General features: G+C 60.9%; 10 protein-coding genes. 3 read left to right on the forward strand and 7 right to left on the reverse strand.

Going from position 1 to position 12,642, the window contains the following annotated elements:
• Nucleotides 1-4: 4 nt before the first annotated feature.
• Nucleotides 5-661, reverse strand: a complete 657-nt coding sequence (locus tag FKM97_RS04040; RefSeq protein ID WP_170240729.1) for a GntR family transcriptional regulator — start codon at nt 659-661, stop codon at nt 5-7.
• A gap of 132 nt (nt 662-793) precedes the next feature.
• Between FKM97_RS04040 and FKM97_RS04045 the strand changes: the two genes are divergently transcribed.
• Complete coding sequence (locus FKM97_RS04045; protein ID WP_143957816.1) at nt 794-2,041, forward strand: pyridoxal phosphate-dependent decarboxylase family protein; 1,248 nt, start codon at nt 794-796, stop codon at nt 2,039-2,041.
• On the opposite strand, the gene FKM97_RS04050 is transcribed toward FKM97_RS04045, so the two are convergent.
• From FKM97_RS04050 to FKM97_RS04070, 5 genes are all read right to left on the reverse strand, one after another.
• Nucleotides 2,038-4,299: an FAD-dependent oxidoreductase gene (locus FKM97_RS04050; RefSeq protein WP_143957817.1), complete on the reverse strand. Its 2,262-nt coding sequence runs from the start codon at nt 4,297-4,299 to the stop codon at nt 2,038-2,040. The two genes, FKM97_RS04045 and FKM97_RS04050, sit on opposite strands and share 4 nt — an antisense overlap.
• Before the next feature lie 10 nt (nt 4,300-4,309).
• Nucleotides 4,310-5,128 carry an ABC transporter permease gene (locus FKM97_RS04055; protein WP_143957818.1) on the reverse strand — a complete coding sequence of 273 codons (819 nt, stop codon included), beginning with the start codon at nt 5,126-5,128 and terminating at the stop codon, nt 4,310-4,312.
• Between the two features lie 4 nt (nt 5,129-5,132).
• Nucleotides 5,133-6,017, reverse strand: coding sequence for an ABC transporter permease (locus FKM97_RS04060; protein ID WP_143957819.1), 885 nt, complete (start codon nt 6,015-6,017; stop codon nt 5,133-5,135).
• Nucleotides 6,014-7,060, reverse strand: a complete 1,047-nt coding sequence (locus FKM97_RS04065; RefSeq protein WP_342783534.1) for an ABC transporter ATP-binding protein — start codon at nt 7,058-7,060, stop codon at nt 6,014-6,016. Before FKM97_RS04065 ends, FKM97_RS04060 begins: the two co-directional genes overlap by 4 nt.
• Nucleotides 7,061-7,189: 129 nt before the next feature.
• Nucleotides 7,190-8,230, reverse strand: a complete 1,041-nt coding sequence (locus FKM97_RS04070) for an ABC transporter substrate-binding protein (RefSeq protein ID WP_143957821.1) — start codon at nt 8,228-8,230, stop codon at nt 7,190-7,192.
• A gap of 138 nt (nt 8,231-8,368) precedes the next feature.
• Here FKM97_RS04070 and FKM97_RS04075 point away from each other — a divergent pair, with 138 nt between their 5' ends.
• Nucleotides 8,369-9,952: a N,N-dimethylformamidase beta subunit family domain-containing protein gene (locus FKM97_RS04075; protein ID WP_143957822.1), complete on the forward strand. Its 1,584-nt coding sequence runs from the start codon at nt 8,369-8,371 to the stop codon at nt 9,950-9,952.
• A gap of 83 nt (nt 9,953-10,035) precedes the next feature.
• Nucleotides 10,036-12,342: an FAD-dependent oxidoreductase gene (locus FKM97_RS04080; RefSeq protein WP_143957823.1), complete on the forward strand. Its 2,307-nt coding sequence runs from the start codon at nt 10,036-10,038 to the stop codon at nt 12,340-12,342.
• On the opposite strand, the gene FKM97_RS26210 is transcribed toward FKM97_RS04080, so the two are convergent.
• On the reverse strand, nt 12,337-12,642 hold a 306-nt coding region (locus tag FKM97_RS26210; RefSeq protein WP_246104919.1), incomplete at its 5' end, for an alpha/beta fold hydrolase. The genes FKM97_RS04080 and FKM97_RS26210 overlap by 6 nt on opposite strands.

Consider the following 12,642-nt stretch of genomic DNA (forward strand, 5'->3'; position numbering starts at 1 on the left):
GTCGTCAGGCTTCGCGTAGACCCCACGCCGCGATGATGTCTTCAGCGGCCATGGTGATGTGATTGCCCAGACACTGCCGCGCGCCGGGGCCGTCATTGCTTTCAAGCAGCGAGACAAGCCGAAAGTGATCTTCGTGATAGCGGCTGGTGTTTTGGGCGCCCTGGAGAATGCCGAAATAGGGGCCGATCTGCAGCCACAGCATTTCCAGGCACGGCATCAGCCTGTCGGAGCCCGCTGCCTCATAGAGGCAAAAATGGAATCTTCGATTGGCCTCGAGCATGCCGTGAAAATCGCCCTTGGCTGCAGATGCGACTTCCTTCTCTAAGAACCGACGAAGCTTCATGAGGATCTTCGGCGTCGCATTCTCGGCGGCCCATTCCGCAGCCATTCCCTCTATGCCGACGCGGACCCGACACAGATCCCTGACCGTCTCCGGTGAAAACGACGGGACTTGGACTGTTCGGTTGGGGAGGGATTCGAAGGCCCTCAGAGCGACGAGCCGCCGGATGGCCTCCCGCACGGGCATGGGACTGGTATCGAGGCGCTCGGCAATCTCCCGGACGACGACGCGCTGACCCGGAATGAACTGTCCGGCCATGACCGCTCTCATCAGCGTCTCATAGACGCGATCATGGAGGAGGGCTGGTTCAAGGGGACGCATCTGCAGTCCAATCGTCTGCCTGGCTAAACTACTCATGTCCTCAACACACAACATATTCTTGATCAAAGATCAAATCTGGACGACGCTATAGGAACTCTTCAAATGGCTCTCACAGGGCGAAAGTTCCCTCCGATGTATTCACTCCCGAAGCAGGGGCATGGCTGGCCCTGGATCGAATCCAAGCTCAATGCTTTCCGCGAAGGTGATATCCGATGGCAGGAGGGGCGCCTGCCCTACTTCGTGTGGTGCACGGACGAAGCGATACTCGATATACAGTCGCGTGCCTACCACCTCTACCATGTGGAGAACGGCTTGGGGAGCAAGCGCGCCTTCCCGAGCCTCGACCGGATGGAGACCGACATCATTGGCATGTGCCTGTCGCTTTTGGGCGGGGGGCCAGGGTCGGACGGCACGCTGACCTCCGGTGGCACCGAAAGTAACTTTCTTGCCCTGAAGACCGCCCGCTCTTGGGCGCGGGTGCACCGACCTCATGTGACGCGCCCGAACATCGTGGCGCCCTCATCGATTCACGCCAGCGCGGTGAAAGCGGCTGAGTATCTGAACCTTGAGCTTCGAAAGATTCCCTTCGACGACGAGTTTCGGTCGGATGTCGCGGCGATGGCGGCCGCGATCGATGATCAGACCATCCTCCTGTTCGGATCGGCACCGCAATTCCCAACCGGCGTGTTCGATAGGATCGGCGAACTGGCCGCGCTGGCTCAGAAGATGGATCTTTGGCTCCATGTCGACGCGTGCGTCGGAGGCATGCTCTCACCCTTCGCGCGTCGCTTGGGCCATCACATTCCGGACTTTGAACTGAGCGTTCCAGGTGTGAGGTCCTTGTCGGCTGACCTTCACAAATACGGATATGCGGGGAAGGGGGCCTCCGTCTTGTTGCTTGCCGATGGAGCCGATCTCGAACATCAGCGGTTTTCCTACGAGTGGGGCAGCGGGACTTACACGACCGATACGTTCCTCGGAACCCGCCCCGGTGGCGCCGTCGCAGCGGCATGGGCGGTGATGCATTACTTGGGTGAGGCAGGTTATTTGGAGCGCGCCAAGATGGTGCTGGACACCGTGTCGGCATTGGCCTCGGGCATCGATGCCATCCCCGGTTTGCGACGCGTAAAGCCGCATGATCTGTGCATTCTTCTCTATGGCTCAGCCGAGCCTCGCCTCGACATCAACGTGGTGGCCGAGGAGATGGGCCAGAAAGGCTGGTATGTCGGGCGGACGAGGGAGCCCTTCGAGGGCATTCAGCTGGCCATAAACCCCGAACATCAACGGGTCATGCCCCAATATCTTTCGGATCTGGCCGCCTCTGTTGAGCAAGCGCGATCGACTCGCCGAACGGCAGAGTTCGACAAGTCCACCTACTAGGCGATTTGCGCTTGCGCAGACTCCCCCAGGTCGACCTGCAACAGATCGCCCTCGAGATCGAGGGACACCGTCTCTGGGACGACACTCGTCAATGCCAGAAACCAGGATCGACCATCCACGAGCGCCGAGGCGGAGGAGACGAACCCGATGCATGTGTCGTTGGCCCAAAGGGGTTCGCCGCCGGCCAGCCGTCCCGCGACGCTGCCTCGGAGCAGTCCATGATCGAGGGCGGGCCGAAACCGCCCCCGATCGAGTGACTTCACGCCGCTCTGAGTCGGTAAGATGGAGGCGACGAGCTCTCGCCCCAGCCGAGGGATCGCTTTGCGGATGCGATCGGCCTCCAGGGCCGACTCTCCGATCCACTGGACGTCTGCCGATGATGCAAGCAGCTGATCCGCAACATAATTCGCGTATTCGCTGGCCATGAGCAGTATAACGGCTCCAGTCCAGGGATGCCTCATGATCCGCACCTCGGCACCGCCGATCTCGTGCGTCGAAGATGTGCCTTCCGGCAAAGACGCTTTCGTCAGCACTTGGATGACTTCAACCGCCCGCGGGCCCTGCAAAGTGAGCGCAGCTAGACTTGAGTGATGCTCACGCACCGTAACGGCTTCTGTGGCCTCGGGCCTGAGCAGCAGGGCGTCGGCGGTTTCCCGGGTCGCTTCGCCGATGGCCACGTAGCGGTCCGCGGAAATCCGGTCCACCAGCATCATCGACTCCACGCCCATTGCGCGGGATTGGATAAGTCCCATGTCGCACTCGCCCGGTTGTAGGGTCAAGCCGCCAAAGATCCGGGTCACCAGGGCCTCGGCCGCTGCGCCTTCGATCATGTAGCGCGAGCACGACGTTGTATCCGAAAGCCCCGCGCCTTCTGCCAACGTCTTCATTTCGGCAGCCAGATCTCTGACGGAGACGGGTCGCTCCCAGCCCATGACGGCCCGGTGAACGGCGCCCGCCGCGTGAAGCCGGCAATGGAAGGGAGATCGCCGGAGGTTCCGGCCGCTCTCGAATTCCTTTTGAACCCGGCCGATACTGTAGAGATTGCCAGGGGCCTCGCTCACCCGTTCCCGGAGCCAGGACGGCCGGGAGTGGAATGGTGCAAAACGCGTGGGAGAAAACGGCGATAGGTCGGTGGGGTTGGGGATCCCCAAGATCATTTGCGCCAGCGCAAGAGATGAGCCCGCCGCATTGTTCACGCCGGCGGAGTTCATTCCCGCGAGCACGTAGAAGCCCGGAACCTCGGCTACGGGCCCCGCAATGAATCGCCCGTCTGGCGTGAAGCTCTCCGGGCCGTTGAGGAGCATTTTGACCTCGGCGCTTTCGAGAGCCGGGATCCGCTTGATGGCCTCCACCATATAGGGCTCGAATTGATCCCAATCTTCGGGCAGCAGGCCGAAAGCGAAGTCCTTCGGCAGCGCCTCGATGGCGATTGGCTTGGCGAGGGTCTCAAAGCATCCCAGCAGCAAGCCGTCGCCGTCTTCGCGGCCGTAGATCAAGCCGTCGGAATCTCTGAAGCTTGGCATGTCCCGGAAGACACCAGGAAACGGCTTGGTGAGAATATAGAAGTGCTCATTGGCATAGATCGGGAGCCTGACGCCGACCATCTCGGCGATTTGCGGCGCCCATAGGCCCGCGCAATTGATCACCCTTGTGGTTTGAACCGTGCCGCGCGCGGTTTCGACAGCGCAGACGGCGCCACCGCTTCGATGAATGGACGTCACCGGCGCATTCTCCACCACGACGGCCCCGCGTGATCGTGCAGATTTGCTGAGGGCGGCAATGAAGTCGGTGGCATTGACCCGGCCGACGGTCGGCGTCCACAGCCCTCCGATGAGGTCGTCGACATTGAGGATCGGCAGCCGGTTCTTGATCTCCTCCGGTCCGATCCAGGTGCTCTCGACACCCCGTGCACGGGCCACCGCTTGAGTATGCTTCAACGCCCGCACGCGATCGTCATTGGTGGCCATCTGCACGCGCCCCGTGCGGCGCCAGCCAACCTCCTGCCCGGTCTCCGCGGTCAAACGACCGAACAGCTCCATGTTGTAGGAATAGAAGTCCAGAAACGCCCGCGTAGAGACATCGATCAACGCGATGTTGGCAGCCGAGTGCCACGTCGTTCCCGAGCCCAACTGATCGCGCTCGATGAGCAGGACGTCTCGGAGCCCGCATTCGACGAGGGCATGGAGCATCGCGGCACCCACCACGCCGCCGCCGATCACCACGGCGTCGGCCTTCTCTGGCAATGTCTCGCTGGTCATGGACGCACTCCTAGCTGGTTGACTTCGAGAGGGCTCGTCTATCGCGCGCTTCGATCATCTGGAACACGACGACCAGGAGCACCGAGATGACATTCAGCATGCTCGCGACGGCGGCGATGGTCGGATCCACCTGATCTCGGAGATTGGTGAACATCACGCGCGTAAGGGTGGACTGTGATCCGCCACTGATGAACAGCGCGATGATGACCTCGTCGAACGAGGTGAGGAAGGCGAGAAGGGCCCCGCTGATGATGGAGAACCGCAATTGCGGAAGGACGATCAGGATGAATGAGCGGGCGGGGTTGGAGCCTAAGCTTTCAGCCACACGGACTTGATTGAGGTCGAAACTCTGCAGGCGTGAGAAAACCACCACCACGACGAAGGGGATGGCCATCATGGTGTGCGCCAAGACCAGGCCGGTCATTGTATTGACCAGCCCGATGCGGGCGTAGACATAGAAGATGCCGATGGCGATCAGGATCACCGGCACCGTGAGTGGCATCGTCAGCGCAGCGAGCAATAAAGGCGATAATCCGCGACCGAGGAGGCGCAGGCCGTAGGCTGCCAATGTTCCGAGAATGGTCGCGAAGAGCGCGGTGAAGATTGCGGCGGTCAAAGAGATCGCGGTGGCGTCCAACCAGGTGCCGGAATGGAAGTAGGTCGAGTACCATCTCAGAGACCATTCGCGTGGGGGAAACTCGAGAAAGTCTGAGCCCGAAAACGACATCGGCACGACGATCATGCTCGGAACGATGAGCAGCAGCATGATGATGCCGCCGAGGATATAGAGCGGAATGCGCTGTCGGGGGCGGACGTGATCCTCGTACATCGGGTTAAGGCCTCCTTCCCCGCCCAAGCATCCAGGCGATGGCGAGGACTGTCGTCGTCATCACTACGAGAATGAGCCCCAGGGCCCCTGCTGGCCCCCATCCGGCATTGAAGGTGACGCTGCGCTCGATCACCATGGAGATCATCTGCACACGTCCGCCGCCGAGCAGGGCCGGTGTAATGTAGAAGCCGAGGCACAGGACGAAGACGAAGCAAAGGCCCCCGAAAAGACCGGGGAGCGTCAGGGGGAAATAGACCTTCCAGAAGACCCGCATCGGTGTCGCACCGAGACTGGCCCCAGCACGAATATAGGCCCGATCGATCGAGCTCATGGTGGCGTAGAGCGGAAGGATCAGGAAGGGCAGCATGATGTGGGTCATGCCGATGACGGTGCCGACCTCGTTATGCATGAGTCTGAGCGGCTGGTCGATCAAGCCGGAATCCTGGAGTGCCTCGTTCAGGATCCCCCGCCTCGCCAGGAGAACCATCCAGGCATAGGTTCGCACGAGGATCGACGTCCAGAACGGAAGGATCACCGCCAGCAGGCAGACTGCAGCGATCCTTGGCGGCAACATCGCCAGCATATAGGCGAGGGGGTAGCCGAGCAGGGCGCACAGCAGGGTGACGATCAGGCTGATGCGGAATGTGGCCGCGAAAATCTTCAGCGTGGCCGGTTGCTCGGCAAGGAGAATGTAGTTCTCAGCAGACACTTGACCCGCGGTATCGGTGATCGACAGCCAGGTCAGCCATCCGAAAGGCAGGATCAGCAACAAAGCTACGGGCGCCAGCGCCGGCAGGACCAGCAGCAGGAAGCGCCAGCGTTCCCGGCTGGTGACCCTTCGCAGCTGGTCCGGCGTCGGGCGATCGCGATCGAGCGTAGCCGTACTCATGACCGCCTCGGAACGAGAAGCGTGTCTCGGAATTCCAGCCCGAAAGTGACGCGATCCCCCACTTCGGGAAGTTGGCTGCGTAAGCTCGAGCGGTTCTGGATCCGGTACGAGAACTCCTGATGATTGGCCAGGGAGACCAGAAACAGGACACTCTCGCCCTGAAAGACCCTGTCGCGGACCATTCCGCTGAGGATGTTGAGAGTGTCTCCCGCAACGTCCTCGTCCGATCGGAGGTCAAGCCTCTCCGGTCGCAGGACCAGGGCATATTTGCCGTTCGCTTCGACCGGTTTCGGCAACCGCAGCATCGTGTCTCCGATCGTCGCACGGTCTCCCTCGGCCTGGACCTCGATGAGCGAGGTCTCGCCGATGAAACTGGCGACGAACTCCGAAGCCGGCGCGTCGTAGATCTCTTCCGGCGACGCATATTGCTCGAGGCGTCCACTGTTGAGAACAGCGACGCGATCCGACATGGTGAGCGCCTCCCTCTGGTCATGTGTGACGTAGACGATGGTCATGCCCAGCCGGCGATGCAGATGCCTGATCTCGATCTGCATCTTCTCCCGCAGGTTCTGGTCGAGGGCTGAAAGAGGTTCATCCATCAGCAGAATCGGCGGTTCGTAGACGATGGCACGAGCCAGCGCGACCCGCTGCTGCTGTCCGCCGGACAATTGGCTGGTTGTACGCGAGCCGTAATCGGCGAGGTCGACCAGCGCGAGAGCAGCCTCCGCCCGCTTTCGGGCTTCCTCGGGTGGCACCTTGCGGGCGGCCAAAGGGAAGATGACGTTTGCCAGAACGGTCATGTGGGGAAACAGGGCGTAGTTCTGGAAGACCATGCCGATGCCGCGCAGATGGGGAGGCAGCAGCAGGACTTGGCGGTCCCCGAACCGTAGGCTTCCGACATCCGGCCGAACGAAACCCGCCATGACCATCAGCAATGTCGTCTTGCCCGAACCCGAAGGCCCGAGCAGGGTCACAAACTCCCCGGCGCCGACGTGAAGCGAGATGTCGTCGAGCGCTGCGACGTGACCATAACGTTTACTCACCCCGTCCACTTCAATCGGCAGAGGCATAGGTCGGGCAGAATCCATGTGCATACGACCCGCATTGATTGGGGTAGTAGGAAGGAACCGGGGAGCGACCGTTCGGCAGCTCCCCCGCAATCGAATGGAAGCCTATTCCTGGATGAATGCGTCCCACATGGGCTGGATCTTTGGCAGGTTCTTGCCCCACCATTCATCGTCCAGCGTTACCTGCAGCTTGTAGTTCTCGGGTGATGAATTGGTCGCGGCGGCAAGTTCCGGCGTAATCTTGCCTGTGTCGAAGGCCTTGCTGTTGACGGGGCCGTACTCGATCAATGCCGGCAAATTCGCCTGCAGATCCGCTGAGAGGATCAGATTGATGACCTTCATCGCCAGGTCTTTGTTCTTGGAGCCTTTTGGAACGACCAGGCAGTCCACGCCCAGCAAGCCTTCGTTGAAAGTCAGCGCAGCCTTCGCACCGGCCTTTATGACGGTCGACGCCCTGCCGTTCCAGATCGACTCCATGTCGACCTCGCCATCATTCAGGAGTTGCGCGGACTGGCCCCCATTGGTCCACCAAACCGTGATGTGCGGCTTGATTTCACGCAGCTTCTTGAAAGCGCGCTCGACGTCCAGAGGATACAGGTCGGCAGGCTTGACCCCATCGGCCATGAGCGCGATTTCGAGATTCGCATAGGGGCTGTTCTGAAGCGCACGATTTCCGGGAAACTTCTCGACATTCCAGAAATCGGCCCAGGACTTCGGCGGATTGTCGCCATACTTTTCAGTGTTCCAGGCGAGCACGGTGGAGTAGTAGCTCGGGCCGGCCACCCAGCTCGGCTTCACGAGCTTCTGGTCGACGCCGGACGCATCGATGACTTTGTAATCGAGAGGTTCCCAAAGGTTTTGGTCGGCGCCGAGCTGACAATCCTGAGCCCCGAGATCCGCGACATCGATCGCCACCGCGCCGGCATCCACCTGGACCTTCACCTCGTTCAGGGAGCTGACGGTAACCTCCTTGACCTCGATGCCCATTTGCTTGGAGATCGGCTGAAGCTCGGCCTCTGAAAGTGCCTTCGCCCAAGCGCCTCCATAGGTGGCGACTGTAACCGAGTCTGCCGCCCGAACCGGTCCGACGGCTACGAGCGCGCTGAATGCGATCGTCGCCACGGAAGCAATTAATCTGACCCTCATCCCACTTCTCCCTCGTCTGTTGCATTCTTTGCCGCGAGTTGTAAGAAATGCTATTTCGGATTTGATCAAAGATCAAGTGAACGAGGGGCCTTCCGGCGGGTTTGCTTCGCGATTGATGGGCTCGATTTGGAGACCGAGATGCTTGTTGGATATGTCAGTGACGAGCGCTTCTCCGCCCTGGCGGACGTATTGGTGGAGATTCAGGACGGCAGTGAGCAGGTCCTGGTCCGCTCAGGAGTGACGGGGGCGATCCATGCCGATCTTGCTCCTGGACAATACCGCATCTGGTTGGCGAAGCCCGGCTTTGGCTCCAAGCATGTCGATCTCTCTCTTCCATCAGCCGAACCGCACCAGTTCAGGCTGCTTTCCGACGCCGTCCTTGGCTATGTTTGGCCGAAATGGGTTCGGGTGGGCGAAACCGCCGAATTTCGGGTTCATTGCGCCGAGCCATATGAGCTCGAGCTCTGGCGATATGGCTATGCGAAGACGCTCATCCGCAAGATCGGCGCCTTTGACGAATTCGGACCGCGAGCCTGCATCCAGCTGCTTCCCGACGGAGACTTTACGCAGACCGGGGTGGCCTGGAACAAAGTTGGATATGGAAACCCGGTCTACAAGCAACTCATCGAGGCACCCGAACAGAGCGGGCTGTATTACTTCCATGTACGGACGAAGTCGGGCCGGACCTTCGCATTCCCCTGGATCGTCGCACCGAAGGGTCCCGCTGCGAAGATCGCCATCCTGGCATCCAATATTCGTTGGAACGCGTATAATGGATTTGGTGGGCGCAACAACTACGTCAACCCGATTAGCCTTCCGGAGAAGCCGACGGTCAACGCCCGGCAGGACCTCGATCGCTACAGGATTGCGGACCATATCGACTATCTCTCGGATCACTACGATCCTCTGAGTTTCGATCGGCCGGAATGGATCAATGATGTCCCCCTCGACGCCAAGGTCACCGACATCATTGATGGCCGCTATGCCTCCGGAGCGGCGCCCGCGGAATGGCGGGTTCTCGGTTGGCTGGAGCGCGAGAATTTTCAGTATGATTTCTATGCTGAGACGCAGTTCCACGAGGGCGATCTAGAGCTTTCCGACTACCAGATTCTGATCATCAGCACGCATCCGGAGTATTGGACGCGTCAAATGTACTTCAAGCTGAAGGACTGGGTGCACAGCAGCGGCGGAAAGCTTCTTTATCTGGGCGGCAACGGCATCAATTGCGAAGTCGAGATGATGGGCGACAGGATGGTTTGCCAGAATGGCAACGAACGGGAGAGGGTGAAAGCGGGGGTGACCGACAGCCGGTTTCACGGCCGCGTCGAGAGCGAGGCCAATCTTCTGGGCGTGGTCTACACGCCGGCCGGCGTCATGACAGCAGCTCCCTACGAAGTGGTCGATCCCGACCATTGGGTCTTCGAGGGGACAGGCCTCAAAAAGGGAAGCGTCTTCGGACGGCATACGCTGAACAGCCGCTGTCCCGGCGGGGCGTCCGGTCATGAGACGGATAAGCTCTCGCCTTCGTCGCCGAAGGGAGTCCATGTCGTGGCGAAAGGCATGAACCCAGAGGACGGCGGCGCTCAGATGTGTCTGTACGAGACCGACTCCGGGGGAGCCGTCTTCTCGGCAGCGTCGATCACGTTCGGGGCAGCTTTGCTGGTGGACACCCACGCGAGCAGGATCACCTCAAACGTATTGAAGAGATTTTTGGAGACGTAGATCCAGGGACGCTCGTAGGAGGTGTCTCGGAATGTGCGTCGATACCGCTATGCGTCAAGACTGTTCTCAAGGGGAGCAAGCATATGTCTTTGGCCTTTCCGGCCCAGGCGCAAGTCGTCGTCATCGGCGGCGGTGTCGTGGGATCGAGTATTGCCTACCATCTGACCAAGCTCGGTTGCCGTGATGTGGTGCTCCTGGAACGGTCGAAACTTGGGAGCGGGACCACATGGCATGCCGCGGGCAATATGGAGACATACCGCGCCGATCCGCTGATCAGCGAAATGATTGCCTACTCCGTGGACCTCTACCCCAAGCTGGAGCAGGAGACGGGTCAGGCGCTGGGCTGGCGACGGACGGGGCGCGTCTTCTTCACCAAGGATCCGCGGAGGATGGACGTCTTTCGAGGCCTCCCCGCCCTTGGCCGCGTGCGCGGCATCGAAATGGAGCCCCTGACGCCGAAGGAGATCGCAGAAAAGCTACCCGTGATCAGCCCCGACGGCCTTGTCGGTGGGTTGTGGGTGCCGAGCGACGGTCGGATCAATCCGACGGACCTGGCGACAGCGATGGGGCGCGGCGCCCGAAACGGCGGTGCTCGATTGCTGGAGGATACAGCCGCCACTGACTTCGTGGTCAGGAACGGACGCGTTTGCGGCGTCGTGACCACCCAGGGGGTCATCTCCTGCGAGACGGCGGTCATCGCAAGTGGAATGTGGTCTCAGTCTCTTGGAGCCTTGGCCGGGGTCAACATCCCATTGCACGCAGTCCAGCATCACTATCTGCTGACCAAGCCTCTCGACGTGATCACGCGCGATATGCCGATGTTCCTGTCCTACGACGAGATGTTCTATGGCCGCGAGGATGTCGGAGGACTGCTTCTGGGCTTCTTCGACGCCAACGCCATTCCCGTTTCTCCCGCTGAATTGCCTTCGGATTTCTCCTTCGGGCTGTTCGATCCCAATTGGGAGCAGATCGAGCCGAACATGGCTGCCGCGCTGGAGCGGTTCCCCGTCATGCACCATGCGGAGATCCGCAGTGTGATCAATGGTCCCGAGAGCTTCACGCCGGATATGCAGATGGTATTGGGGGAGGCGCCGACAGTGGGCGGCCTGTTCGTGGCAGCGGGCATGAACTCCTCGGGCATCGCCCTGTCGGGAGCGGTCGGACGCCTGACGGCGGAATGGATCATCGATGGCTATCCGAGCCTGGATGTGACGAAGCTCGATATTCGACGGTTCGGAGAAAGCCAGGGAGCGACCTCGTACCTGCGCGACCGGGCAAGCGAAATCGTCACGCATATGTGCAAATTCCCGACGCCAGACCTGGATTGTATCGGGACGCGAAGCATTCGCCTGTCGCCCCTGCACTCTGTCCTGGACCAGAGGGGTGCATGCTTCGTTGCTGTACAGAGTTGGGAGCGTCCGATCTGGTTCGCAGTGTCGGGAAAGACGCCCGCAGAGGCCGTTGCCGAAGAAGTTGCAGCGGCCGAGACCGCCATTTTGGTTTTTGATCGATCGAGCGACGTTGTTCTGCGGTTGGAGGGTCAAGGCGCAGACGCGCTTGTCGCCCGCCTTACGGCGGCGGCCATTGGCAAGGGGGCAACGCTTTCACCGATGCTGAATGAGCTCGGCGGACTTGAATGTTTGCCGATCATATGGCGCCAGGGGAACGCTTACGTCGTCATGGCGGAAGCCGAGCAGACCACACGGCTCAAGGCGTGGATCGCAAGGCATCGTGACGATGTCGCGGTCGCCGACGTCACGTCCGGCGTGGCGTGCCTGCATCTCGTCGGTCCCTGCACCGCCGACCTTCTCGCGGGTCTTGCAGGCCGCGAGATCGGGCCAGGCGAGGTGGTAGAGAGCACGATTGGCTACGCGCCGGTGACCATGGTCAGGGCTGCGGCTGTCCAGGGTGTATTTCTATTGACCCCGACGGAGTTTGCCGTCGGTCTTCATCGAACCGTCTCCGAAAGCGGCGCGGCTCTCGGACTTCGCCATGCTGGGAGCATGGCCAATGACATGCTGTCGACCAAAGCGGGCGTCCTTCGATTTGGCATCGACGTGACCCCGCTGACGCCGATCTCGGGAACGGCCCTGCAGGATCTCTTGGCCGCGGCCGACGATGCTCGACTGATCGGGCGTGAGGCGTTGCTTTCGGGCAGCCCGCTCACACGAAGGGTCCGCACGTACCGTGTGCCAGCCGCCGATGGTGCCTCCTGCATCAACGCGCCGGTTCTGAGGAAGGGAGCAAGCGTCGGTCACGTGACCAGTGCAACAGAGCGCGACGACAAGGGGGATCGGCTGATCGTGGCGGTCTTGGAGGACCCGATGGACGATGTCGATCTCCAGGTCCTGATCAACGGTCACGCCTGTCCGGCAGTCCCCGTCTCATAGTCGGATCGTAGCATCGGCAAGATGCTGGTGGTGATTGCTGTCCAAGCAGCTTTGAAGGAAGTCGAGCAGCGGGCGGTTGAACACGTCCGGCGCCTCGATCATCGCCATATGGCGCAGGCCGGGCAGGATGATCGGCTGCGGTGCTGAAATGGCCGATGCAATGGCCTTGCTCATCTCCGGTGAATTGCCGAGATCCTCTTCCGCCGTCATGATGTCAACGGCGGAGCAATTCCAGGCCACTGCGGCGGAGTAAAAGCAGGCCACTTGCGTGAGGGTGCGCCGAAGCAGAGAAGGGTCCCG

The organism is Rhodoligotrophos appendicifer, from assembly GCF_007474605.1.
In the GTDB taxonomy this organism is placed as follows: Bacteria; Pseudomonadota; Alphaproteobacteria; order Rhizobiales; family Im1; genus Rhodoligotrophos; species Rhodoligotrophos appendicifer.

Coding starts and splice junctions, on each gene's coding strand:
- FKM97_RS04040 (WP_170240729.1), bottom strand. CDS start 661: ATGCGTCCCCTTGAACCAGCCCTCCTCCATGATCGCGTCTATGAGACG.
- FKM97_RS04045 (WP_143957816.1), top strand. CDS start 794: ATGTATTCACTCCCGAAGCAGGGGCATGGCTGGCCCTGGATCGAATCC.
- FKM97_RS04050 (WP_143957817.1), bottom strand. CDS start 4,299: ATGACCAGCGAGACATTGCCAGAGAAGGCCGACGCCGTGGTGATCGGC.
- FKM97_RS04055 (WP_143957818.1), bottom strand. CDS start 5,128: ATGTACGAGGATCACGTCCGCCCCCGACAGCGCATTCCGCTCTATATC.
- FKM97_RS04060 (WP_143957819.1), bottom strand. CDS start 6,017: ATGAGTACGGCTACGCTCGATCGCGATCGCCCGACGCCGGACCAGCTG.
- FKM97_RS04070 (WP_143957821.1), bottom strand. CDS start 8,230: ATGAGGGTCAGATTAATTGCTTCCGTGGCGACGATCGCATTCAGCGCG.
- FKM97_RS04075 (WP_143957822.1), top strand. CDS start 8,369: ATGCTTGTTGGATATGTCAGTGACGAGCGCTTCTCCGCCCTGGCGGAC.
- FKM97_RS04080 (WP_143957823.1), top strand. CDS start 10,036: ATGTCTTTGGCCTTTCCGGCCCAGGCGCAAGTCGTCGTCATCGGCGGC.